General features: G+C 62.7%; 21 protein-coding genes. 18 read left to right on the top strand and 3 right to left on the bottom strand.

The annotated features are described in order from the left end of the window. The first annotated feature begins 6 nt into the window (after positions 1-6). The 9 genes from murD (at position 7) to lpxC (ending at position 10,441) form a co-directional block, all read left to right on the top strand. Positions 7-1,353, top strand: coding sequence for a UDP-N-acetylmuramoyl-L-alanine--D-glutamate ligase (gene murD, locus PH586_RS02510; RefSeq protein WP_271346184.1), 1,347 nt, complete (start codon positions 7-9; stop codon positions 1,351-1,353). Then, positions 1,353-2,579 (top strand): putative lipid II flippase FtsW, encoded by a 1,227-nt coding sequence (gene ftsW / locus PH586_RS02515; protein ID WP_271346185.1) that lies wholly within the window; start codon positions 1,353-1,355, stop codon positions 2,577-2,579. Before murD ends, ftsW begins: the two co-directional genes overlap by 1 nt. Further along, entirely contained in the window at positions 2,569-3,639 is a 1,071-nt protein-coding gene (gene murG / locus PH586_RS02520) for an undecaprenyldiphospho-muramoylpentapeptide beta-N-acetylglucosaminyltransferase (RefSeq protein WP_271346186.1), read from the top strand. The genes ftsW and murG overlap by 11 nt, the downstream gene beginning before the upstream one ends. A 28-nt stretch (positions 3,640-3,667) precedes the next feature. Continuing rightward, the gene (murC, locus tag PH586_RS02525) at positions 3,668-5,092 is read left to right on the top strand and encodes a UDP-N-acetylmuramate--L-alanine ligase (RefSeq protein ID WP_271346455.1); all 1,425 of its coding nucleotides are present in this window, start codon (positions 3,668-3,670) and stop codon (positions 5,090-5,092) included. Beyond that, positions 5,089-6,039: a D-alanine--D-alanine ligase gene (locus tag PH586_RS02530; protein WP_271346187.1), complete on the top strand. Its 951-nt coding sequence runs from the start codon at positions 5,089-5,091 to the stop codon at positions 6,037-6,039. The genes murC and PH586_RS02530 overlap by 4 nt, the downstream gene beginning before the upstream one ends. A gap of 3 nt (positions 6,040-6,042) precedes the next feature. After that, the gene (locus PH586_RS02535; RefSeq protein WP_271346188.1) at positions 6,043-6,900 is read left to right on the top strand and encodes a cell division protein FtsQ/DivIB; all 858 of its coding nucleotides are present in this window, start codon (positions 6,043-6,045) and stop codon (positions 6,898-6,900) included. A 20-nt stretch (positions 6,901-6,920) separates the two neighbouring features. Next, entirely contained in the window at positions 6,921-8,168 is a 1,248-nt protein-coding gene (gene ftsA / locus PH586_RS02540; protein WP_271346189.1) for a cell division protein FtsA, read from the top strand. A gap of 55 nt (positions 8,169-8,223) precedes the next feature. Next, the gene (ftsZ, locus tag PH586_RS02545) at positions 8,224-9,417 is read left to right on the top strand and encodes a cell division protein FtsZ (protein ID WP_271346190.1); all 1,194 of its coding nucleotides are present in this window, start codon (positions 8,224-8,226) and stop codon (positions 9,415-9,417) included. 112 nt (positions 9,418-9,529) lie between these two features. Continuing rightward, a complete protein-coding gene (gene lpxC / locus PH586_RS02550; RefSeq protein WP_271346191.1) occupies positions 9,530-10,441 on the top strand; it encodes a UDP-3-O-acyl-N-acetylglucosamine deacetylase in 912 nt (303 codons plus the stop codon). A gap of 284 nt (positions 10,442-10,725) precedes the next feature. Here lpxC and PH586_RS02555 read toward each other — a convergent pair whose 3' ends face one another. Beyond that, positions 10,726-11,181 (bottom strand): DciA family protein, encoded by a 456-nt coding sequence (locus PH586_RS02555; RefSeq protein ID WP_271346192.1) that lies wholly within the window; start codon positions 11,179-11,181, stop codon positions 10,726-10,728. A gap of 81 nt (positions 11,182-11,262) precedes the next feature. On the opposite strand from PH586_RS02555, the gene PH586_RS02560 reads away from it, so the two are divergent. The 6 genes from PH586_RS02560 to PH586_RS02585 all read left to right on the top strand — a co-directional run bounded on the left by PH586_RS02560 (position 11,263) and on the right by PH586_RS02585 (position 19,230). Continuing rightward, entirely contained in the window at positions 11,263-12,189 is a 927-nt protein-coding gene (locus PH586_RS02560; RefSeq protein WP_271346193.1) for a M23 family metallopeptidase, read from the top strand. Positions 12,190-12,306: 117 nt separating this feature from the next. Further along, positions 12,307-15,042 carry a preprotein translocase subunit SecA gene (secA, locus tag PH586_RS02565; RefSeq protein ID WP_271346194.1) on the top strand — a complete coding sequence of 912 codons (2,736 nt, stop codon included), beginning with the start codon at positions 12,307-12,309 and terminating at the stop codon, positions 15,040-15,042. 192 nt (positions 15,043-15,234) lie between these two features. After that, on the top strand, positions 15,235-16,452 hold the full coding sequence (gene argJ / locus PH586_RS02570; RefSeq protein ID WP_271346195.1) for a bifunctional glutamate N-acetyltransferase/amino-acid acetyltransferase ArgJ: 1,218 nt from the start codon (positions 15,235-15,237) through the stop codon (positions 16,450-16,452). 162 nt (positions 16,453-16,614) lie between these two features. Then, the gene (locus PH586_RS02575; RefSeq protein ID WP_271346196.1) at positions 16,615-17,247 is read left to right on the top strand and encodes a glutathione S-transferase family protein; all 633 of its coding nucleotides are present in this window, start codon (positions 16,615-16,617) and stop codon (positions 17,245-17,247) included. Next, positions 17,244-18,194, top strand: a complete 951-nt coding sequence (locus PH586_RS02580; protein ID WP_271346197.1) for a Nudix family hydrolase — start codon at positions 17,244-17,246, stop codon at positions 18,192-18,194. Before PH586_RS02575 ends, PH586_RS02580 begins: the two co-directional genes overlap by 4 nt. Before the next feature lie 106 nt (positions 18,195-18,300). Beyond that, on the top strand, positions 18,301-19,230 hold the full coding sequence (locus PH586_RS02585) for an AEC family transporter (protein WP_271346198.1): 930 nt from the start codon (positions 18,301-18,303) through the stop codon (positions 19,228-19,230). On the opposite strand, the gene PH586_RS02590 is transcribed toward PH586_RS02585, so the two are convergent. Continuing rightward, positions 19,193-19,951 (bottom strand): phosphatase PAP2 family protein, encoded by a 759-nt coding sequence (locus tag PH586_RS02590; protein ID WP_271346199.1) that lies wholly within the window; start codon positions 19,949-19,951, stop codon positions 19,193-19,195. The two genes, PH586_RS02585 and PH586_RS02590, sit on opposite strands and share 38 nt — an antisense overlap. Then, positions 19,941-21,932 (bottom strand): LTA synthase family protein, encoded by a 1,992-nt coding sequence (locus tag PH586_RS02595; protein ID WP_271346200.1) that lies wholly within the window; start codon positions 21,930-21,932, stop codon positions 19,941-19,943. The genes PH586_RS02590 and PH586_RS02595 overlap by 11 nt, the downstream gene beginning before the upstream one ends. Before the next feature lie 118 nt (positions 21,933-22,050). On the opposite strand from PH586_RS02595, the gene PH586_RS02600 reads away from it, so the two are divergent. From PH586_RS02600 to PH586_RS02610, 3 genes are all read left to right on the top strand, one after another. Then, positions 22,051-22,734 carry a response regulator transcription factor gene (locus PH586_RS02600; protein ID WP_271346201.1) on the top strand — a complete coding sequence of 228 codons (684 nt, stop codon included), beginning with the start codon at positions 22,051-22,053 and terminating at the stop codon, positions 22,732-22,734. After that, complete coding sequence (locus PH586_RS02605) at positions 22,724-23,992, top strand: sensor histidine kinase (protein ID WP_271346202.1); 1,269 nt, start codon at positions 22,724-22,726, stop codon at positions 23,990-23,992. Before PH586_RS02600 ends, PH586_RS02605 begins: the two co-directional genes overlap by 11 nt. Positions 23,993-24,119: 127 nt before the next feature. Next, entirely contained in the window at positions 24,120-24,809 is a 690-nt protein-coding gene (locus PH586_RS02610) for a class I SAM-dependent methyltransferase (RefSeq protein ID WP_271346203.1), read from the top strand.

Genomic DNA, 24,809 nt, shown 5'->3' on the forward strand with positions numbered 1-24,809 from the left:
GAGACTATGAGCCTGATCGCTTCCGACCAGTTCCGCATCGTTGTCGGCCTCGGCAAGAGCGGCATGTCCCTGGTGCGTTTTCTCGCGCGCCAGGGCCTGGCCTTTGCCGTGGTCGATACCCGGGCCAATCCGCCGGAGCTGAGCACCCTGCGCGAACAGTTCCCGCAGGTGGAGGTGCGTTGCGGCGAACTGGACGTGGATTTCCTCTGCCGTGCCAGCGAGTTGCTGATCAGTCCTGGCCTGGCCATCGCCACCCCGGCGCTGCAGGAAGCGGCCAGGCGCGGAGTGAAGCTTTCCGGGGATATCGAGCTGTTCGCGCGTTATGCCAAGGCCCCGATCGTGGCCATTACCGGTTCCAACGCCAAGAGCACGGTGACCACATTGGTCGGCGAGATGGCGGCGGCGGCCGGCAAGCAGGTCGCGGTCGGCGGCAACCTGGGTACTCCGGCGCTGGATCTGCTCGGCGACGAAGTCGAACTGTATGTGCTGGAACTGTCCAGCTTCCAGTTGGAAACCACCGATCAATTGAACGCCGAAGTGGCGACCTGTCTGAACATCAGCGAAGACCATATGGATCGCTACGCCTCGCTGGCGGCTTATCACCTGGCCAAGCACCGGATCTTTCGCGGCGCGCGCCAGGTGGTGGTCAATCGCGACGATGCCTTGTCGCGACCGCTGGTAGCGGATGACATGCCGTGCTGGTCGTTTGGCCTGGGCAAGCCGGACTTCAAGCGCTTCGGTCTGCTCGAGGAGAATGGCGAGAAATACCTGGCCTATCAGTTCGACGCGCTGCTGCCGGTGCGCGAGCTGAAAATCCGTGGTGCGCATAACCAGTCCAATGCCCTGGCGGCGCTGGCACTGGGGCAGGCGGTCGGGCTACCGATGGCACCGATGCTGGAGGCCCTGAAACGCTTCGCCGGCCTGCCGCACCGCTGCCAGTGGGTCGGTGAACGTAACGCCGTGAGCTACTACGACGATTCCAAGGCGACCAATGTCGGCGCCGCCCTGGCGGCTATCGAGGGCCTGGGCGCGGACATCGCCGGCAAGCTGGTGTTGATCGCCGGCGGCGACGGCAAGGGGGCCGACTTCTGCGCCTTGGCCAAGCCGGTCGCGCAGTTCTGCCGTGCCGTGGTGTTGCTCGGCCGCGATGCCGAGCGCCTGGCTGCGGCGCTCGACGACAGCGTGCCGCTGATCCGGGTGACCAGCCTGGAGGAGGCCGTGCAGCGCTCCGCCGAACTGGCCCAACTGGGCGATGCCGTGCTGCTCTCGCCGGCCTGCGCCAGCTTGGACATGTTCAAGAATTTCGAAGAACGCGGACGCCTGTTCGCCCAAGCCGTGGAGGCGCTCGCCTGATGCTCGCCTTCCTGCGCCCATCGCCGTCCCCGCTGTCCAGTCGTCGTGGCCTGGACATGGACTTTCCGCTGCTGGCCGGCTGTCTGACCCTGCTCGGTCTGGGCCTGGTGATGATCGCGTCCGCCTCTACCGAGGTGGCCGCGGTGAATGTGGGTAGCCCGCTGTACTACATGATCCGTCACCTGATTTACCTGTTGATCGGCCTCGGCGCCGCCATTGTGGTGCTGTTGATCCCGCTGGAGACCTGGCAGCGTCTTAGCGGGGCGGCGTTGCTGGCCGCCTTGGCCATGCTGGTGCTGGTGCTGGTACCGGGAATTGGCCGCGAAGTGAATGGTTCGATGCGCTGGATCGGCTTCGGTGCATTCAACGTGCAGCCGTCGGAAATCGCCAAGTTGTTCGTGGTTATCTACCTGGCGGGCTACCTGGTGCGTCGTCAGGCAGAAGTGCGCGAAAGCTGGGCGGGTTTCTTCAAGCCCTTCGTCGTCTTGCTGCCGATGGCGGGTTTACTGCTGCTGGAGCCGGACTTTGGTGCCACCGTGGTCATGATGGGCGCCGCAGCGGCCATGCTGTTCCTCGGCGGCGTCGGCCTGCTGCGTTTCGGCCTGATGGTCGGGCTGGCCGTCGGGGCGATCTTCGTCCTGGTGCAGACCCAGGAATACCGCTTGCAGCGCCTGATCACGTTCACCGACCCCTGGGCCGATCAGTTCGGCTCCGGCTACCAATTGACCCAGGCGTTGATCGCCTTCGGGCGCGGCGAGTGGTTCGGCGTCGGCCTGGGTAACAGCATTCAGAAACAGTTCTATTTGCCTGAAGCGCACACCGACTTCGTGTTCGCCGTGCTCGCTGAAGAGCTGGGCATGGTGGGCGCCCTGGCCACCGTTGGCTTGTTCGTCTTTGTCTGCGTACGCGCCCTGTATATCGGCCTGTGGGCCGAGAAGGCCAAACAGTTTTTCGCCGCCTATATCGCCTACGGCCTGGCGTTCCTCTGGATCGGCCAGTTTCTGATCAATATCGGGGTCAATATCGGCCTGCTGCCGACCAAGGGCCTGACCTTGCCGTTCCTCAGCTATGGCGGCAGTTCCCTGGTGATCTGCTGCGTCAGCCTGGCGTTGCTGCTGCGGATCGAGTGGGAGCGGCGCACCCAGTTGGGCAGCGAGGATGCCGATTTCAGCGAGTCTGATTTTTTTGACCCGAAGCCTGCGCAGGAGCCTGCCAATGCCCGGTAATGTGCTGATCATGGCCGGCGGTACCGGCGGGCATGTGTTCCCGGCGCTGGCCTGTGCCCGCGAGTTCCAGGCGCGCGGTTACCGCGTGCATTGGCTGGGCACCCCGCGCGGCATCGAGAACGAATTGGTCCCGGCCGCCGGCCTGCCGTTGCACTTGATCAACGTCACGGGGCTGCGCGGCAAGGGCGCGCTGTCGCTGCTCAAGGCGCCGTTCCAGCTTATCAAGGCACTGTTCCAGGCGCGTAAAGTGGTGCGTCAGCTGCAGCCCGTGTGCGTGCTCGGTATGGGCGGCTTCGTCACCGGCCCCGGCGGCCTAGCGGCCCGGCTGGGCGGTGCGCCGCTGATCATCCATGAGCAGAATGCCGTGGCCGGCACCGCCAATCGCAGCCTGGCGCCATTTGCCAGCCGCGTGTGCGAGGCCTTCCCCAATACCTTCGGTGCTTCGGCCAAGCGCCGCACCACTGGCAATCCGGTGCGCGAGGAGCTGTTTCTGGAGACCCCGCGCGCAGCGCTGCGCGATCGCCGGCCGCGCCTGCTGATTCTCGGTGGCAGCCTGGGCGCCGAGCCGCTGAACAAGCTGCTGCCCGCGGCACTGGCAATGGTGCCCGGCGAGGTGCGCCCGGAAGTGTTCCACCAGGCCGGCAAGCAACACGATGTCATTACTGGCGAACGTTACCGCGATGCCGGCGTCGAAGCGCAGGTCGCTCCGTTTATCAAGGACATGGCCCGCGCCTACGCCTGGGCCGATCTGGTGGTATGCCGCGCCGGTGCCTTGACCGTCAGCGAACTGGCCGCGGCCGGTCTGCCGTCGTTCCTGCTGCCGCTGCCCCATGCCATCGACGATCACCAGACGCGTAACGCCGACTATCTCGCCAGGGAGGGCGCTGCCGTCCTTCTGCCACAACGCTCCACAGACGCCGCCACGTTGGCTGCACAGCTGTCCGAGGTCTTGATGCACCCTGAACGATTGAACGAAATGGCGCGTACCGCGCGGCGTCTGGCCAAGCCCGATGCAACCCGCACTGTTGTTGATATTTGTCTGGAGGTGGCCCGTGGTTGAGAGTCGCAAAACTTTCCCGCAGCCTGAAATGCGCCGTATCCACCGCATCCACTTCGTCGGCATCGGTGGTGCCGGCATGTGCGGCATCGCCGAAGTGCTGCTCAACCTGGGCTATCAAGTGTCCGGCTCCGATCTCAAAGCATCGGCGGTCACTGAGCGACTGCAGAGCTTTGGTGCGCAGATCCACCTCGGCCATCGCGCCGAGAACGCCGAGAACGCCGATGTGCTGGTGGTCTCCAGTGCCGTGAATACCTCCAACCCGGAAGTGGCCGCCGCCTTGGAACGACGTGTTCCGGTGGTGCCGCGTGCGGAAATGCTCGCCGAGCTGATGCGTTACCGGCATGGCATTGCGGTGGCCGGCACCCATGGCAAGACCACCACCACCAGCCTGCTGGCTTCGGTGTTTGCCGCCGGTGGCCTGGACCCGACCTTCGTCATCGGTGGTCGGCTGAATGCGGCGGGCACCAATGCCCAGCTGGGCGCCAGCCGCTACCTGATTGCCGAAGCGGATGAAAGCGATGCCAGCTTCCTGCATTTGCAGCCGATGGTCGCGGTGGTCACCAATATCGACATGGACCACATGAGCACCTACGAGGGCGACTTCAACAAGTTGAAGAAAACCTTCGTCGAGTTTCTGCATAACCTGCCGTTCTACGGCCTGGCGGTGATGTGTGTCGACGATCCGATCGTGCGCGAGATCCTGCCACAGGTGAAGCGCCCGGTCATGACCTATGGCTTCGGCGAAGATGCCGACGTGCGCGCGATCAACGTGCGCCAGCAAGGCATGCTGACCTTCTTCACCGTGTTGCGGCGCGACTGCGAACCGCTGGATGTCTCGGTCAACATGCCGGGCAATCACAACGTCCTCAATGCCCTGGCGACCATCGCCATCGCCACCGATGAAGGCATCAGCAATCAAGCCATCGTCCAGGGCCTGTCGGGCTTCCAGGGTGTCGGCCGGCGCTTCCAGGTTTACGGTGATCTGCCAGTAGACGGCGGCAGCGTGATGCTGGTCGACGACTACGGCCACCACCCGCGCGAAGTCGCGGCGGTGATCAAGGCGGTGCGCGGTGGCTGGCCGGATCGTCGTCTGGTGATGGTCTACCAGCCACATCGCTTCAGCCGTACCCGCGACCTCTACGAGGACTTCGTCCAGGTTCTGGCCGACACCAACGTGCTGCTGCTGATGGAGGTCTATCCGGCCGGCGAAGAACCGATCCCGGGCGCCGACAGCAAGCACCTGTGCCACAGCATTCGTCAGCGTGGCCAGTTGGATCCGATCTACATCGAGCGTGGCGTCGACCTGGCGCCGCTGATCAAGCCGCTGTTGCGCGCTGGCGACATCCTGCTGTGTCAGGGCGCCGGTGATATCGGGGGGCTGGCCCCGCAACTGCTGCAAAGCACGCTGTTCGCCGCGGCTGCCGGCGAGTCGAAAGAAGCGGAGGCCAAATGAGCGCCGAAACCTTGAAGTCGCATCTGCCCGTATCTGCTTTCGGCCGGGTGGCCGTGCTGTTCGGCGGCAAGAGCGCCGAGCGCGAAGTCTCGCTGAACTCCGGTAATGCCGTGCTCAAGGCGCTGCAGGGTGCCGGCGTGGATGCCTTCGGCATCGATGTCGGTGACGATTTTCTGCAGCGTCTGTTAGCCGAGAAAATCGACCGCGCCTTCATCGTACTGCACGGTCGCGGCGGTGAAGACGGCAGCATGCAAGGCCTGCTCGAGTGCGCCGGCATCCCCTACACCGGCAGCGGTATTCTGGCTTCTGCCCTGGCCATGGACAAGCTGCGCACCAAGCAGGTCTGGCAAAGCCTCGGCCTGTCGACTCCGCGTCATGCGGTATTGACCAGTGCCGAGGACTGCCGCGCCGCCGCCGCTGAGTTGGGTTTCCCGCTGATCGTCAAGCCGGCCCATGAGGGCTCCAGCATTGGCATGGCCAAGGTGGCCGATGTCGACGCCTTGATCGCCGCCTGGCAGGACGCCGGCCAGTACGATTCGCAGGTGCTGGTCGAACAATGGATTCACGGTCCGGAATACACCATCGCCCTGCTGCGCGGCCAGGTGCTGCCGCCGATTGCCCTGGGCACGCCGCATTCGTTCTACGACTACAACGCCAAGTACCTGGCCAGCGACACCCAGTACCGCATCCCCTGTGGCCTCGATGCGGCCAAGGAAGAAGAGCTGAAAAACCTCAGTGTGCGGGCCTGTGAAGCGGTCGGTACCCAGGGGTGGGCGCGGGTCGATGTGATGCAGGACGCAGCCGGGAAGTTCTGGCTGCTGGAGGTCAACACCGTGCCGGGCATGACCGATCACAGCCTGGTGCCAATGGCGGCGCGTGCTGCCGGTCTGGACTTTCAACAACTGGTGTTGGCGATCCTCGCCGACAGCCTTGAGGCGCGGGGTTAAACCATGATCGCCACTCTGCGTCACCAGCCAGGCTCTGCCCGTGCACCGTTGCGCGGCAAGCCTGCGCAGCGCGGTGCCAGCCGCCCGGTGGCCAAGGAGCCGATCAGCCTGCGTTTGCCGAAACCCAATTTCGCTCTGCTCAAGCGCATCACCTGGCCGCTGTTGTTGCTGGTGTTGGGCTTCGCGGCATACGAGTTGGCGCAACGCCTGCTGCCCTACGCGGACCGGCCGATTGCCAAGGTCAGCGTCGAGGGCGATCTCAGCTACATCAGCCAGCAAGCGGTTCAGCAGCATATCGAGCCGTTCGTCAAGGCGAGCTTCTTCAGTGTCGACTTGCCGGGCATGCGTCATGAGCTGGAACAGATGCCCTGGATCGCCAGTGCGCAGGTGCGGCGGGTTTGGCCTGACCAGTTGGTGGTGCGTCTCGAAGAGCACCTGCCGATCGCTCGTTGGGGCGATGAGGCCCTGCTGAACAACCAGGGCAAGGCCTTCGCCCCCAAGGAGCAGGCGAACTATCAGCACCTGCCGCAACTCTATGGCCCCAAGCGGGCACAGCAGAAGGTAATGCAGCAGTACCAGATGCTCAGCCAGATGTTGCGTCCCCTGGGCTTTTCCGTGGTGCGCCTGGAGCTGCGTGAGCGCGGCAGCTGGTTCCTCTCCACCGGTCAGGGGATCGAGATGCTGTTGGGTCGCGACCACCTGGTGGAAAAAGTGCGTCGTTTCATCGCCATCTACGACAAGGCGTTGAAAGAGCAACAAACGAATATCGCGCGAATCGATCTGCGTTACGCCAACGGCCTGGCCGTGGCGTGGCGTGAGCCGGTTGCGCCCACGGCGGCTGATACCGCTGTCGTGCAGTGAATCAGGAGAAGGCGAGACCCATGGTAAACGTGCAGAGTGGCAAGATGATCGTTGGCCTCGATATCGGCACCTCCAAGGTGGTGGCGCTGGTTGGTGAAGTGACTGCCGATGGTCAGTTGGAGATCGTTGGTATCGGCACCCATCCGTCACGCGGCCTGAAGAAGGGCGTGGTGGTCAATATCGAATCGACCGTGCAGTCGATTCAGCGCGCGGTGGAAGAGGCGCAGCTGATGGCGGGTTGCCGCATCCACTCGGCCTTTGTCGGCGTGGCCGGTAATCACATTCGCAGCCTCAACAGCCACGGCATCGTGGCCATCCGTGATCGTGAAGTCAGCCCGGCCGACCTCGAGCGCGTACTGGATGCGGCCCAGGCCGTGGCGATCCCGGCGGATCAGCGGGTGCTGCACACCCTGCCGCAGGATTACGTGATCGACAATCAGGAAGGCGTGCGCGAGCCGTTGGGCATGTCCGGCGTGCGCCTGGAAGCCAAAGTGCATGTGGTGACCTGTGCGGTGAATGCGGCGCAGAACGTCGAGAAGTGTGTGCGTCGTTGCGGCCTGGAGATCGACGACATCATTCTCGAGCAGTTGGCTTCGGCCTATGCGGTGTTGACCGACGACGAGAAAGAGCTGGGCGTATGCTTGGTCGACATCGGCGGCGGTACCACCGACATCTGCATCTTCACCGAGGGGGCGATCCGGCATACCGCGGTGATCCCGATCGCCGGCGACCAGGTCACCAACGACATCGCCATGGCGTTGCGCACGCCGACCCAGTACGCCGAAGAAATCAAGATTCGTTATGCCTGCGCCCTGGCCAAGCTGGCCGGTGCCGGCGAGACCATCAAGGTGCCGAGCGTCGGCGATCGTCCGCCGCGCGATCTGTCGCGCCAGTCCCTGGCCGAAGTAGTCGAGCCGCGCTATGACGAGCTGTTCACCCTGATCCAGGCCGAGCTGCGTCGCAGCGGCTACGAGGACCTGATCCCGGCGGGCATCGTGCTCACCGGCGGCACCTCGAAGATGGAAGGCGCGGTCGAACTGGCCGAGGAGATTTTCCACATGCCGGTGCGCCTGGGCATGCCGCAAGGCGTCAAGGGCCTGGCCGACGTGGTGCGCAACCCGATTTATTCCACCAGCGTTGGCCTGTTGCTGTATGGCCTGCAGAAGCAGGCTGACGGTATCTCGATGTCTAGCATCGGCAGCTACAGCGATGAAGCCAAGACCCCGGTATTCGAGCGCATGAAGCGCTGGGTACAGAGCAATTTCTGATTTGAAAAGCGTTTTTGCAGTAGGCGTTACAACTAGAAGGCAAAGGAGAGGGAAAATGTTCGAACTCGTAGACAACATCCCGCAAAGTGCGGTCATCAAGGTAATTGGCGTGGGCGGCGGCGGCGGTAATGCAGTCAACCACATGTCGAAGAACAACATCGAAGGCGTCGAGTTCATCTGCGCCAATACCGATGCACAGGCACTGAAAAACATCGGTGCGCGGACCATTCTGCAGCTGGGCACTGGCGTGACCAAAGGCCTGGGCGCGGGCGCCAACCCTGAAATCGGCCGCCAGGCTGCCATGGAAGACCGCGAGCGCATCGCCGAAGTACTGCAAGGTTGCGACATGGTCTTCATCACCACCGGTATGGGTGGCGGTACCGGCACTGGCGCTGCGCCGGTGATCGCCCAGGTGGCGAAGGAAATGGGCATTCTCACCGTCGCTGTGGTGACTCGTCCGTTCCCGTTCGAAGGTCGCAAGCGGATGCAGATCGCCGAAGAGGGCATTCGTGCCCTGGCGGAAAGCGTCGACTCGCTGATCACCATTCCCAACGAAAAACTGCTGACCATCCTCGGCAAAGACGCCAGCCTGCTGTCGGCGTTCGCCAAGGCGGATGACGTGTTGGCCGGTGCCGTGCGCGGCATCTCCGACATCATCAAGCGTCCGGGCATGATCAACGTCGACTTCGCCGACGTGAAAACCGTGATGAGTGAAATGGGCATGGCCATGATGGGCACTGGCTGCGCCAGCGGTCCGAACCGTGCGCGTGAAGCCACTGAGGCGGCAATCCGCAATCCGCTGTTGGAAGACGTCAACCTGCAGGGCGCGCGTGGCATCCTGGTCAACATCACCGCCGGTCCCGATCTGTCCCTGGGCGAATACTCCGACGTGGGTAACATCATCGAGCAGTTCGCTTCCGAGCACGCCACCGTCAAGGTGGGCACCGTGATCGATCCGGACATGCGCGACGAGCTGCACGTCACCGTGGTTGCCACGGGGCTGGGCGCTAAAATCGAGAAACCGGTCAAGGTGATCGACAATACCGTGCAGGTCACGACCAGCAGTGCTGCTTCGTCGGCTGCGACGCCAGCTTCGCGTAGCGAGCAAAGCGTCAATTACAAGGACTACGAACGCCCAACCGTTCAGCGTCAAAGCCACGCCGGCGGTGCCGCCGCGGCCAAGCTGAACCCACAGGATGACTTGGATTATCTGGACATTCCGGCCTTCCTGCGTCGTCAGGCCGATTGATGGAATGTATCAGGAGTATTGGGGTGATTGGTGTTCAGCAAAGGCCGGTTCTGCTATTATCGCCGGCCATTGTTGAAAACAATTCGCAACTAGTGCTATAGCGGCCAAAGCCATGATCAGACAACGTACCCTGAAGAACATTATCCGCGCCACTGGCGTCGGCCTGCATTCCGGGGAGAAGGTATACCTGACCCTGAAGCCGGCACCTGTGGACACCGGTATCGTGTTCCGTCGTACCGACCTTGACCCTGTCGTGGAAATTCCCGCGCGAGCAGGCAATGTCGGTGAAACCACCATGTCGACCACGTTGGTCAGTGGTGACGTCAAGGTGGATACGGTAGAGCACCTGCTTTCGGCCATGGCTGGCCTGGGCATCGATAACGCCTACGTCGAGCTCTCCGCATCCGAAGTGCCGATCATGGATGGCAGTGCTGGTCCCTTTGTATTCCTGATTCAGTCCGCTGGGTTGGAGGAGCAGGAAGCCCACAAGAAGTTCATCCGTATCCTTCGCGAAGTGACGGTCGAAGAGGGCGACAAACGCGCCACCTTCGTGCCTTTCGAAGGCTTCAAGGTGAGCTTCGAGATCGATTTCGATCACCCGGTTTTCCGCAACCGTACCCAGTCGGCCAGTGTGGATTTTTCCAGCACCTCCTTTGTCAAGGAAGTCAGTCGCGCACGTACCTTTGGTTTCATGCGTGACATCGAGTTCCTCCGCTCGCAGAACCTGGCCCTTGGCGGCAGCGTGGATAACGCCATCGTGGTCGACGAGTTTCGCGTGCTGAACGAAGACGGCCTGCGTTACGAGGACGAATTCGTCAAACACAAGATCCTCGATGCCATTGGCGATCTTTACCTGCTGGGCAATAGCCTGATCGGTGAGTTTCGCGGCTTCAAATCGGGGCATGCCCTGAACAATCGTCTACTGCGCGCGTTGATCGAGCAGACGGACGCTTGGGAAGTGGTTACCTTCGATGACATCAAGAATGCGCCTATCTCTTACATGCGTCCGGTTGCGGCGGTGTAAGTAAAAACTCTCTCTTCCTTTGTTTTCGAAGCCACCTCAGGGTGGCTTTTTTTTAGCTGCGAAACAGCAGCCGGCCTGGGCTTTATCCAGGGGCGCGATGGCGATGCACCTGCGGGTAATCGGCCTGTCATCGGGTGGGTTGGGCGCACCATTGGCAATGGCGATGACCCGGCCAGATTGCTTACGCGGTGCGCCCCGATAGTGGTACCTGCCCGCTGAGCACGTGGCGCCGCTAACCCACCCTTCGTATTTCAGGACTGGCGCGACACTGGCCGGGTGTGGCGCTATTCGCGGGGTTGGCCGTGCTTGGCCAGACGCTCCAGGGCGGCGCGCAGCTTGGGGTCGGTTATGCCATCGGCAGTTGCCTGAAGGTTCTCGGCAGCACTGCTGGACAGGCTGTTTGTGCGACCGGGTGCACGCCTTTCGACAGTTGGCGGTTGCACCTTGAACAGGATCTTGGTTAAGGTCGCGAACTCTTCGAGTGTCTGCAGCTGCCTGAGCAGGCGCCGTTGCTGATAACGCAAGCGGGTGGCCCAGTGGCCGTCGTTGACTATAAGAAGCAGGCAGCCCTCGCGCCAGGACGCTACATGGCAGTGTTCGCGGGCCGCGGGTTGCAGCTGGCTTTCGAGCAAGTGCTGCAGGCGATCAATGCGTTGCGCCTGATTGAACAGCGCTTTCAAGGGCTTCGCTTCGCGCATTAGCGCGGCGGGGGCTTTGGCCGGCAAAGGACGAAACGTCATGGCAGGACGCCTGAGATTGTGGGGTCACCATGGTAGCAGACTCTCTGCTGCCGACTTGGACTCCACCTTAAAGGGGAAGCCATGCACATCATTCTACTCAGTCGGGGCCATGGCGCCGCGCGTTCGCTGAGCCTGGATTTACGTTGGCTGCTGGTGGCGTTGCTCGTGCTCATAGCGGCGGCGCTTGGCAGTGGCGTCGCGGTGGGGGCGTGGGTCACGCCGCAAGTGGAAAACGCGCCAGGCAGTGCGCAGTTGACCGAGGCACTGAATCGGCAACGTGCAGAAGTGGGCGCGGTGCGGGTCGATGCGCAGCGTCAGTTGGATGCCTTCGCCGCCCATGTTGCCGAGTTGCAGTCCCGCTTGACTCGCCTGGATGCGCTGGGTGAGCGCTTGACCGAGCTGGCCGAGCTGGATGCCAGTGAGTTCGATTTTTCCTTGAGCGTGGGTCAGGGCGGTCCCGAGGAACTGTTCGGTGGCTCGGCCTATGCGCCACCGTCATTCATCAGCACCCTCGATGATCTGGCCCTGCGCCTGGACAGCCGCGAGCAGCAGCTCGAGGTGCTGGAGCAGCTGCTCGCCGATCGCCAGCTCAATGAGGCCGAGTACCTCGCGGGTCGGCCGGTACTGCAAGGCTATATCTCCTCGCCATTTGGTCGGCGTACCGACCCCATGAACGGGCGCTTGAGCATGCACAAGGGCGTCGACTTCGCCGCCAAGGCTGGCAGTGATGTGGTTGCAGTGGCCGCTGGCGTGGTGACCGCGTCCGGGCGGCGCTCGGGCTACGGCAATGCCGTGGAAATCAGTCATGCCGATGGCTACGTGACCCTGTATGGGCATAACCAGGCCAATCTGGTGCAGGTTGGCGATCTGGTGCAGCGTGGCCAGGTTATCGCCAAGGTTGGCAGCACCGGCCGTTCTACCGGTCCGCATGTGCATTTCGAAGTCAGTCAAAATGGCCGGGTGGTCAATCCCACCAGCTACATCGCTCGAGTCAGCGACGTCGAATAACGCCGCTTTCTTCATCTCCGTTTCCGGGTAGAATGCCCCCTTCGCACGCAGCCATGAAGGCTGCATGGGCGACTCATGGGCCGCCCTCCATCCATACGCGTGGAAGACCCTGCCGATATGTTTGCGCCTTTGTTGAAAAAACTCTTTGGAAGCAAGAACGAGCGTGAAGTCAAACGCATGCTCAAGACGGTTCAGGTCGTCAATGCCTTCGAGGAGCAGATGCTCGCACTCTCGGATGAGCAACTGCGTGCCAAGACTGCCGAGTTCAAGACCCGCCTGGGCAAAGGTGAAACCCTCGATCAGTTGCTGCCGGAGGCCTTCGCGGTAGCCCGTGAAGCGGGCAAGCGCGTCATGGGTATGCGCCACTTCGATGTGCAGCTGATCGGTGGCATGACCTTGCATGAAGGCAAGATTGCCGAAATGCGTACCGGCGAGGGCAAGACCCTGGTGGGGACCCTGGCGGTCTACCTCAACGCGCTGGAAGGCAAAGGCGTGCATGTGGTCACGGTCAACGACTACCTGGCGCGGCGTGATGCCAACTGGATGCGTCCGCTGTACGAGTTCCTCGGTTTGTCATTGGGCATCGTTACGCCCTTCATGCCGCCGGAAGAAAAGCGTGCCGCCTATGCTGCCGACATCACCTATGGCACCAACAACGAATTCGGTTTCGACTACCTGCGCGACAACATGGCCTTCAGCATGGAGGACAAGTTCCAGCGCGAGCTGAATTTCGCCGTGATCGACGAAGTCGACTCGATCCTTATCGACGAGGCGCGTACCCCGTTGATCATCTCCGGTCAGGCCGAAGACAGCTCCAAGCTGTATACCCAAATCAACCAGCTGATTCCGACCCTCAAGCTGCACATCGAGGAAGAGGAAGGCGAGGTCACTCAGGAAGGCCATTACACGGTCGACGAGAAGACCCGCCAGGTCGAACTGAATGAAGCAGGCCACCAGTTCGTCGAGGAAATGCTCACCGAGGTAGGCTTGCTGGCCGAGGGCGAAAGCCTCTATTCGGCGCATAACCTCGGCTTGCTGACCCACGTCTATTCCGGCTTGCGGGCGCACAAGCTGTTCAACCGCAACGTCGAATACATTGTGCAGAACGATCAGATACTGCTGGTCGACGAACACACCGGTCGCACCATGCCGGGCCGGCGCCTGTCCGAGGGCCTGCACCAGGCCATCGAGGCCAAGGAAGGTTTGCCGATCCAGGCCGAGAGCCAGACCCTGGCCTCGACCACCTTCCAGAACTACTTCCGCCTGTACAGCAAGCTGTCCGGCATGACCGGTACCGCCGACACCGAAGCCTTCGAGTTCCATCAGATCTACGGTCTGGAGGTGGTCGTGATTCCGACCAACCGGCCGATGGCACGTAAGGATTTCAACGACCTGGTCTATCTGACCCAGGAAGAGAAGTACGCGGCGATCATTACCGATATCAAGGAATGCCAGGCCCTGGGCCGGCCGATTCTGGTCGGTACGGCGACCATCGACAGTTCCGAATATGTCTCGCGCCTGCTGACCAAGGAAGGCATCGAGCACAAGGTGCTGAATGCCAAGTTCCATGAAAAAGAGGCCGAGATCATCGCTCAGGCAGGGCGTCCTGGCGCACTGACCATCGCCACTAACATGGCCGGTCGCGGTACCGATATCGTCCTGGGTGGTAACTGGGAGGTCGAAGTGGCGGCCCTGGAAAATCCCACCGACGAGCAGATTACCCAGATCAAAGCCGACTGGCAGAAGCGCCATCAGCAGGTGATCGAGTCCGGCGGCCTGCATGTGGTCGCCTCCGAGCGTCACGAGTCTCGGCGCATCGACAACCAGTTGCGTGGTCGCTCCGGTCGTCAGGGCGACCCGGGCTCCAGCCGCTTCTACCTGTCGCTGGAAGACAACCTGATGCGCATTTTCGCCTCGGATCGGGTGAAGAATTTCATGAAGGCCCTGGGCATGCAGCCCGGCGAAGCGATCGAGCATCGCATGGTCAGCAACGCCATCGAGAAGGCGCAGCGCAAGGTCGAGGGACGTAACTTCGACATGCGCAAGCAGCTGCTGGAATTCGATGACGTCTCCAACGAGCAGCGCAAAGTGATTTATCACATGCGCAATAACCTGCTGGCTGCCGATGATATTGGCGAAACCATCGCCGAGTTCCGCAAGGAAGTGCTGGAAGGCATCATCAACCAGCATATCGCACCGCAATCGTTGCCCGAGCAATGGGACATCGCCGGCCTGGAGGAGGCCCTGTTCGCCGGCTTCGGCCTCAGGCTAGTGATCCAGCAGTGGCTCGACGACGATCACAAGCTCTACGAAGAAACCCTGCGCGAGCGCATCTTGCAAGAGCTGATCGCGGCCTACAACGAGAAGGAAGAGTTGGCCAGCGCCGAGGCGCTGCGAAGCTTCGAGAAGCAGATTCTGCTGCGCGTGCTCGACGACCTGTGGAAAGACCATCTGTCGACCATGGATCACCTGCGCCACGGCATTCACCTGCGCGGCTACGCGCAGAAGAACCCCAAGCAGGAGTACAAGCGCGAGTCGTTTAACCTGTTCCAGGAGCTGCTTAATTCGATCAAACGCGACACCATCCGGGTCTTGTCCCATGTCCAGGTGCGTCGCGATGACCCGGTCGAGGAAGAGGCACGTCTGCGCCGCGAGGCCGAGGCGTTGGCCGAACGCATGCAGTTTCAGCACGCCGAGGCTTCTGCCCTGATGCCGCCCGCCGCTGAAGCTGAAGACGGTGAAGTGGCAGTGGCGTCGCCGCCAGTGCGTACCGAGCCGAAGATCGGCCGTAACGAGCCTTGCCCCTGCGGTTCCGGCAAGAAGTACAAGCATTGTCACGGCCAGGTCAACTGACAGGCTCGTAGATAAGCGACGGCGGGCTTCGCGCGCCGGGTTTCTCAACGGCCTGTTGCTCACCGGCTTGAATGGGTAGATTGCTCATGCTACCTACAACGCCGCGAACGGCTTGGCCGCTCGCGGCGTTTTACCATCGAATTCGCTCGTGCCCTGTGGCGCGACACTTACATCCCTCAAGGAGCACACCCTATGGCTGTTGGTCTTGGCCCGCTGTCTACCCTGCACCCGGTTCCAGGTTTCGAGCTGGGTATCGCTTCGGCCGGCATCAAGCGCCCTGGGCGCAAGGATGTGGTAGTCATGCGCTGCGCCGAAGGCTCCAGCGTGGCCGGGGTGTTCACCCTCAATGCCTTCTGCGCCGCACCGGTGATCCTGGCGCGCAAGCGGGTGCTGGGGAGCGTGCGCTATCTGCTAACCAATACCGGCAATGCCAACGCCGGCACCGGCGAGCCCGGCTTGCAGAATGCCATGCGCTGCTGCGCCAGCCTGGCGCAGCTGGCGGGTGTCGAGGAGGGGGCAGTGCTGCCGTTCTCGACCGGGGTGATCGGCGAGCCCTTGCCGGTGGAGAAAATCGAGGGTGCCTTGCAGGCAGCCCTGGACGACCTGGCGACCGACCACTGGGCCGCAGCGGCCACCGGCATCATGACCACCGACACCCTGCCCAAGGGCGCCAGCCGCCAGTTCGTGCATGACGGGGTAACGGTCACTGTCACCGGCATCAGCAAGGGCGCCGGGATGATCAAGCCGAACATGGCGACCATGCTCGGTTACATCGCTACCGACGCCAAGGTCAGCCAGAGTGTGTTGCAGGACCTGTTGCGCGATGCGGCGAACAAGTCGTTCAACCGTATCACCATCGACGGCGATACCTCGACCAACGATTGCTGCATGTTGATCGCCACTGGCCAGGCACCGCTGGAGGAGATTACCCAGGCCAGCGGCGCGCTGTTCGCCGCACTCAAGCAGGCGGTGTTCGAGGTGTGCATGGAGGTGGCTCAGGCCATCGTGCGCGACGGCGAGGGTGCGACCAAGTTCGTCACCGTCCAGGTCAATGGCGGGGCGACCCACCAGGAGTGCCTGGACGTCGGCTACGCGGTGGCCCATTCGCCGCTGATCAAGACGGCGCTGTTCGCCTCCGACCCGAACTGGGGGCGCATCCTCGCCGCCGTCGGTCGCGCCGGTGTGGCGCAACTGGATGTCAACCTGATCGACGTGTTCCTCGGCGACGTGTGCATCGCCAGCCATGGTTGCCGTGCTGCCAGCTACACCGAAGAGCAGGGCGCGGCGGTGATGGCCGAAGCGGAAATCACCATTCGCATCGAGCTGGGGCGTGGCACCTGCAGCGAGACGATCTGGACCACCGACCTGTCCCATGAGTACGTGAAGATCAACGCCGAATATAGGACTTGAAGGCAGCCTGCTGCCTTTAGGGCGCAGGGTTGCAGCGATCGGGCCCGGGTTATTCCCGTTGTTCATGGGGGCATGAACAACGGGAATTTGCTATTGAGCGGCGCGGCGTCTTAATGTCCGTTGACCCTTCAGTCACCGCATATCGCAAGGAGTGCCCCCCCCATGTCCCTGGTTCTGATCATTGGCGACAAAACCTACTCTTCCTGGTCGCTGCGCGCCGCCTTGGCCATGGAGCTGGCCGAGGCGCCATATAGCGAAGTGTTGATCCCGCTCGATCGCCCGGACACCCGCGCGCGCATCCTGGCGCACTCGCCGACCGGCAAGGTGCCGCTGCTGCAGACCGAGGAGGGGCCGGTGTGGGATTCCCTGGCGATTGGCGAATACCTCGCCGAAAGCTACCCCGAGGCCTACCTGTGGCCGCGCGGTGAATACGCCCGCGCGGTGGCACGCAGTGTCTGTGCCGAGATGCACAGCGGTTTTATGGCGCTGCGCACGCATCTGCCGATGGACCTCAAACGCGATCAGGCAGTAGACGAGATGCCGGTTGATGCCGACGCCGATATCCGGCGCATCTGTGCGCTCTGGGCCGAGTGCCGCGGCAACTTCGGCGAGGGCGGGCCCTTCCTGTTCGGTCACGCCAGCCTGGCGGATGCCTTCTTCGCCCCTGTCGCGGCGCGGCTGCGCAGCTATCGGGTGGCGTTGCCCGAGGTGGCGGCGGCGTATGTGGCTACGGTCTATCAGTGGCCGGCCTTCCAGCGCTGGTTTCAGGCGGCTCAGGCGGAGCGGTTGGAGTGAAACGCATTCATGTAGCCGCTGCGGTGATCCGCGCGGCAGATGGCCGCATCCTGATCGCCAAGCGCCCGGACGATAAGCATCAGGGTGGGTTGTGGGAGTTTCCTGGCGGCAAGGTTGAGCCCGGCGAGGCGGTGGAGGCTGCCCTGGCTCGCGAGTTGGAGGAGGAGTTGGGGATTCGCCCGACGGATGCACGGCCATTGATTCAGGTGCATCACGACTACCCGGACAAGCAGGTGTTGCTGGATGTCTGGGAGGTGTCGGCTTTCGTCGGCGAACCCCACGGTGCCGAAGGTCAGGCGCTGGCCTGGGTCGGCTCGCGGCAGTTGGCCGAGTATCAGTTTCCGGCGGCGAACCAGCCGATTATTGCCGCAGCCCGTTTGCCCGACCGCTACCTGATCACCCCAGAGGGGCTTCCCCCGCAGGCTTTGTTGCAGGGGGTGCGCCTGGCGCTGGCTAGCGGCATCCGGCTGATCCAGCTGCGTGCGCCGGGTATGTTCGACGCCGAGTACCGTGACTTGGCCCTGGATATCCAGGGACTCTGCGCGGGCAAGGCGCAGTTGATGCTCAAGGGACCGCTGGAGTGGCTGGGCGATTTCCCTGCAGCGGGCTGGCACCTGACCGCCGAGCAGCTGCGCCGCTATGCCGACCAGGGACGCCCCTTGGCCCAGAGTCGTTGGTTGGCGGCTTCCTGTCATTCGGCGCACGAGCTGGCACTGGCAACGCAGATGGGGGTGGATTTCGTCACCCTGTCACCGCTGCAAGCCACCCCGACTCACCCCGATGCACCGGCGCTGGGCTGGGCTCTGGCCGGTGAATGGCTGCGCCGTTTCAATCAGCCAGCCTACCTGCTTGGCGGTGTTGGCCCGCAGCACCTGGCGCACGCATGGCAAGTGGGCGCTCAGGGAGTCGCCGGCATCCGGGCGTTCTGGCCAGCGCCGGCGGATTGAGGGAGCAGGCTTACTGCAATGCTCTAGCCCATGCAATTGCTGTTAGACACATCGAGCTGCGGCCCTTAACCTGCGCGATCACTTTCGCTCGTAGGTGATCCGGCCCATGGCCTCCGTGTTGAACGTTATCCTGCCGGTCTTTGCCCTGATCCTGGCCGGCTACCTGTGCCGGCGCGCGGGCATTCTCGGGCCGAGCGCCGCCTCGGAAATCAATCGCCTGGTGGTCTGGCTATGCCTGCCGGCGTTGCTGTTCGAGGCCACGGCCACAGCGGTGTGGGCGCAGATCTGGCAGCCGCAGTTCATCCTCGCCTATAGCCTGGGCACCCTGGCGGTGTTCCTGTTGACGCTGTTCTGGCGTCTGCGCCGGGTCGGCAATCTGGCCGATGCCAGCATCCAGGGGCTCAGTGCGTCTTACGCCAACACCGGCTACATGGGCATTCCGTTGTGCCTGCTGGTCTTCGGCGACGAGGGCCTGCAGCCGGCACTGATCGCCAGTCTGATCGTGATCTGTGTGCTGTTTGCCCTGGCGGTGGTGTGCATCGAGGTCGCCCTGCAGGATGAAAAGAACCTGCCGCGGGCGACGGCCAAGGTGCTGCTGGCGTTGGCCAAGAACCCGCTGGTCGTTGCGCCCTTGCTCGGCGGTCTGTGGGCGCTGGGCGGCCAGCCGCTGCCAGCGCCGCTGCATCGCTTTATCGACCTGCTGGCCAGTGCCACCGCGCCCTGTGCGCTGATTTCCCTCGGTCTGTTTCTCGCTCACAAGCAGGTCGGCCGCAGTGAGGGTAGCGTCGGCCTGGTGCTGATCAAGCTGATCGCTCACCCCCTGATTACCTGGGTACTGGCGTTCCATGTACTGCAACTGCCCCCCATGTGGGCCGCTGCGGCTTTACTGTTGAGCGCGCTGCCGACCGGCACTGGCCCCTATATGCTGGCCGAGTTCTATCGCCGCGACGCGGCGGTGGTCTCCAGCACTATCCTGCTGTCGACGCTCGGCTCGCTGCTCAGCTTGTCGCTGTGCCTGCTGCTGCTTGAGCGTTGAGGCTGGTAACGGTAACGGTAGCGGGGAGCGGTCGGTACAGCAGCAGGCGGTAGCAGCCCAGGCTGATCAGCCAGTCGAACAGGGCTGTCCACAGGTTGTGCGAGAAGAAGTGCGCGCCCTGCAGCATGCGGCCGACCGAGAAGGTAATGCCCAATGTCAGCGCCACGACGAGCGCCGCCCTGGCCAGGCCCGGGCGGCGGTCGCGCAGCACGAAGAACAGCGCGAACAGCGCGAAACCCGCACCAGCGTGGCCGCCGGGCCAGCAGCGACCGGGGTGCTCGGTCGCGGCGCGGCTGCTGAGCAGTGGCGTGTAGCTTTCCTCGCCGCCGAACTCGCTGAGGCTCCAGGGGCAGTGCACGCCGGTCAGGGTTTTCACCGGCGTCACATAGCTGGTCGACAGGCCCATCGCCAGTACCAGGTAACCCAGCGGCCGGCGCCATGTCCGCCAGCGGTCTATCAGCAGGCTGAGGACGAAACCGACAATGGCCAGTACGCCGATGGTGATCACGGCCTGTTTGGCGCGGTCATGCAGGATGTCTTCGAGAAACCTGCTATGGCGACCGATAAAGCCGCTCTGCGGATCGTAGGCCAAGTGGGCGATGGCGAAGTCCAGCGCGGTTGGATCTGCCAGCAACAACACCAGCATCAGGGCCAGGGGCAGGCCAAAGCCCAGGTAGAAGTTGAACGGCCTTGATACGGCTGGATGAAGTTCAAAACGCATGATCACGATCCTTGGTCTGGGCGGTGGTGGCGAGTCGCTCGGTGCCGGTTGCGTGCGTCTGCTGCCAGCCAAGCAGGTGATGGCTGAAGTCGTAACTGGCGCTCTGGTAGTAGCTGATATCGCGTTTGACCAGCGGGTCGCTGGCCGTGACACTCGATTCGTGGCTCAGGCCCAGGGCGTCCTCATGACGGCGCATGCTCTGGTGTGGGCTGAGAATCGCCAGGTCATGCCCGTCGAACAGGCCCAGGTGCTGGTAATTGCCAATCAGGGCGCGGCCTGGCGCTGCATCCGCGCGCAGTACATTGCGGCCAAAGAAGGTCGAGGTGTAGTCGACATTGAGCAGGCCGAGCAAGGTTGGGGCCAGATCAATTTGGCTGGTCAGGCCGGCATGTTCGCCTGGTTGGATAAAGGCCGGGGCGTAGATGAACAGCGGGATATGGTAGTTGGCCACCGGCAGGTCTTCGGTGCCGGCACTGCCCGCGGTGTGATCGGCGACGAAGACGAACAGGGTGTTGGCAAACCAGGGTTTGTGCCGCGCCTGCTCGAGAAACTGGCCGATGGCATGGTCGGTGTACTTGACGGCGCCTTCGCGGCCATAGCCCGATGGGATGTCGATACGTCCGCTCGGGTAGGTGTACGGCCGGTGGTTGGAGGTGGTCATCAACTGCAGGTAGAACGGTTTGCCAGCGGCATGGTCGGCGTCGGCCAGCCTCAGCGTCTCTGCGTAGAGGTCTTCGTCAGCCATGCCCCAGGCATTCTTGAAGTGGATGTCGTGCTCATTCACATTGCTCTGATCGACCACGCGGTAACCATTGCCGCCGAAAAACGCGCTCATGTTGTCGAAATAGCCGCGCCCGCCATAGACGAAGGCACTGTCGTAGCCGAGGGCCTGGAATTGTTGACCGAGGCTGGCAAAACCGCTTTCACGGCCGATGCGTTTGACGATTGAGCGCCCGGGCGTCGGCGGCATCGACAGGCTGATGGCTTCGAGCCCGCGGTCGGTGCGGGTGCCTGTGGCATAGCAGTGGGTGAAGAACAGACTCTGCTGGCTGAGGCGGTCGAGGTTGGGGGTCAGGCCGCGAGTGTCGCCGAAGCTGCCCAGGTATTTGGCGCTGAGGCTCTCTATGGTTACCAGTATCACGTTGCGCCGCTGTGCCAGACCGGGATTATCAATCAGCCGGCGAATATCCATAGGTTCGCTGCCGATGAAGCGTGCGTTGGGTTCGCTCAGCTCGGCGCGTAATTGCTGGGCGATTTGCTCCTGGTCCAGGGTGGCGTAGAACTGGGGATAATCCAGCTCGTTGTTGCGAAAGGCGGCGAAGAATTGGTAGGGGCCATTGCTGGCCAGTTCACGTTGATAGGCATTGCCGTCCGCGCCGCGGGGGAAGTCCTGGTCGAGCAGCAGGCTACTGATGCAGGCCGCCAGGACAATGCCGGCCACGGCCCATGCACGATTGCGCCAGCTCAGCAGCGGTGCCTTGAGGGCGGCATCTGTGGCGCTGCGCAAGAGCATGGCGGCAACCGCCGCCATGACGGCCAGAGCCGCCAGCAGCGGGTAGATCGGATAAGACTCGAGAATGTTGTTGAGCACCTCGTCGGAGTAAACCAGGTAATCGACGGCGATAAAGTTGAAGCGCACGCCAAACTCGTCCCAGAACAGCCACTCCGCCACGGCGGTAAACAGCATGGCGAACAGGCTGACAGCCACTACGCCATGGAGCAGGCCGCGGTGCCAGGGCTGCAGCCAGATGCGTCGTGGGCAAAGCAGCAGGTAAAAGGCCAGCGGCAGTGCCGCGTAAACCACAAAACCCAGGTCATAGCCCAGGCCGGTGGCATACACACGGGCGAGTTCGCTCAAGCCGAGATCCGCTTCGCCGAGGTGACTGAGCAGCAAGGCGCTGCGGGTAAGGGTAAAGATCGTCAGCCAAACCAGTAGAATCAGCGCCAGGTAACGCAGTTGAGCAAACTTCAAGGCTGGCATCGTATGATCCGTCAGCGGAAAGATGCCGTGCACTCTGCCGATCTGGATGTGAGGTAAATGTAGAAGCCGCGTGAAAAAAACATCAAATCGTAGCGGCACGCTTGAGGATTGAACCGATATGCGCATTCTTGTGGTGGAAGACAACCGGGATATTCTGGCCAATATCCTCGATTACCTGACCCTGAAGGGTTATAGCGTCGACTGCGCGCAGGATGGCCTGAGTGGCCTGCATCTGGCGGCCTCCGAGCACTATGATCTGATCGTGCTGGATATCATGCTGCCGGGCATCGATGGTTATCAGCTGTGCAAACGCCTGCGCGAGGATGCCCGGCGTGATACGCCGATCATCATGCTGACCGCGCGCGATGCCCTCGACGACCGTCTGCATGGCTTGAGCGCGGGGGCCGACGATTACCTGCTCAAGCCGTTTGCCCTGTCCGAACTGGTGGCGCGCATCGAAGCGATCCTGCGGCGCAGTCAGGGTAATCGTAAGCGCCAGTTGCAAGTCGGCGAGCTGGTCTATGACCTTGACACCCTGCATGTCAGTCGCGCCGGTCAGCCGTTGAAGCTCAACCCCCTGGGCCTGAAGCTGCTCGCCGTGTTGATGCAGCGCAGCCCGGCGGTGGTGCGCCGCGAGGCCCTGGAAGAGGCCCTGTGGGGCGACAATTGCCCGGACAGCGACAGCCTGCGCAGCCATATCCATCAGTTGCGCCAAGTGCTCGACAAGCCTTTCGCCACACCCTTGCTGCACACCATTCACGGTATCGGCTATCGCCTGGCGGAGTCTGCAAGTGGTGTCTAAACAACCGTTGCTGAGGCGCATCGTGATCGCCTTCGTGCTGATGACACTGGTGGTCAGCGGCGTGTTTTCATTGAGCATCGTGGCGATTGTGCACTTCGTCGAAGAGCACCTGGTGTCGCAGGAGCTCGATCGCGAGCTGAGCATCGTTATCGATGAAGATCTGCAGCGTGGTGCCAGGCCGCGGCTGGATTCCAGTACCCGGTTTTTCGCCTCGCATCTGCCGGAGTATCAGGTGCCGCCGCAGTTCGCCGAGGCGGACGACGGGTTTTCCGAGGTGGTCGAGGGTGACCAGGCCTTTTATCTGTTCAAGCGCAGCAAGAACGGTCGGGCCTTCATGCTGGTGCAGCAGCAGCACGAGTTCGAGGCCCGTGAACAGGTGCTGTTCAATGTGGTGCTGGCCGGCTTTCTGCTCAGCATGCTGGTCGCCTGGAGCCTTGGCTGGCTGTTGGCGCGGCGGGTGATGGCGCCGGTGATACGCCTGGCCAATCAGGTGCGCCATCGCGATCAGTTGCATGCGCTGGCCCCGGCCCTGGCGCCGGAATATCCGGACGATGAGGTCGGTCACCTGGCGGCGGCCTTCGACAGTACCCTCGGCCAGTTGCGCCATTCCCTGGAGCGCGAGCGGCTGTTCACCAGTGATGTCAGCCATGAGCTGCGCACGCCGCTGATGATCATCGCCAGCTCCTGTGAGCTGCTGGCGGAGGCGCCCAACCTGGATGCGCGCCAGCTTGAACAGATCCAGCGCATCGCTCGTGCTACCGAGGAAATGGGGGACCTGGTGCAGACCTTTCTGATGCTGGCGCGGGCCAGCCCTCAGGAATCGAGCCAGGGCGGTAGCGCGACCCTGGCCGCGGTCGCCGATGAGCAGAGCAAGCGCTGGGCGCCACTGATGCACGAGAAGGGCCTGCAGTTCCAGTTGATCGAGGAGGGCGAAGATGACTCGCACTACAACCTGACGTTTCTGCGTACGGTGATCTCCAATCTGCTGCGCAATGCCTTGCACTACACCGAACGGGGCTCGGTGCGGCTGATTCTCCAGAATGGTGGTTTTCGGGTCGAGGACAGCGGCGTTGGCATCCCCCTGGATCAGCAGGAACAGATGTTCCAGCCCTTTGTGCGCGGCGTCCAGTCACGTGGCGAGGGCCTGGGACTGGGCCTGTCCCTGGTCAGGCGGATCTGCACGCATCAGGGCTGGACGGTGCAGGTGCGTGACCTGCCGCCGCAGGGGAGTGCGTTCGAGGTCAGCTTGCACCGCTGAAGCCGCCGTCGTGCGACCTGCGGCCGATGCACCGGCGCTTCACGTTTTTTTCACAGTCTGTTGACGCTAACTTGATGCCTTGGTCGTTAGTTTGGCAGCCGTGGATTCCTCTGTGGAGCAGGTTGTCATGTCTAGCGCTAAACCCGTCGAGTTGGATTTCTCGCGCAAGTACGACCCCGAACACGCCCGTCAGTATTTGGCCAAGCATCAGGATGGCCTGTCCCGCCGGTTATCCCATTGGCGCGACGAGCAACTGGCCCGACATGCCCTGAAGTTGGCGGGTGAGCCCAACCTGGTGCTCGACTTGCCGTGCGGCGCCGGGCGTTTCTGGCCGCTGCTGGCTAAGCAGCCGAACCGGGTGATCCTCGCTGCCGACAACTCAGCGGACATGCTGGCGATGGCCATGGCCGGGCAACCGGCAGATGTCGTGGCAAGGGTAAAGCCCTTTAAAACCTCGGCTTTCGCCATCGACCTTGGTGACAACGCGGTCGACAGTATTTTCTGCATGCGCCTGCTGCATCACATCGCCGAGCCCGAACATCGCCTGATCATGCTGCGTGAACTGCACCGGGTGACGCGCGATACCCTGATCATTTCGCTGTGGGTCGATGGCAACTATAAATCCTGGAAGCGCCGGCGCCTCGAGGCCCGCCGTGCGGCGCAGAGCAGTACTGCGAGCAATCAGAACCGTTTCGTCATCGCCCGAGCAACCATCGAGGCGGAGTTCAAACAGGCCGGTTTCGATATCCTCGGCCACAAGGATTTTCTCCCGGGCTATGCCATGTGGCGGGTCTATGTCCTGCGCAAGGGCAACTGA

Source organism: Pseudomonas aestuarii (assembly GCF_027988105.1).
Lineage (GTDB): Bacteria > Pseudomonadota > Gammaproteobacteria > Pseudomonadales > Pseudomonadaceae > Aquipseudomonas > Aquipseudomonas aestuarii.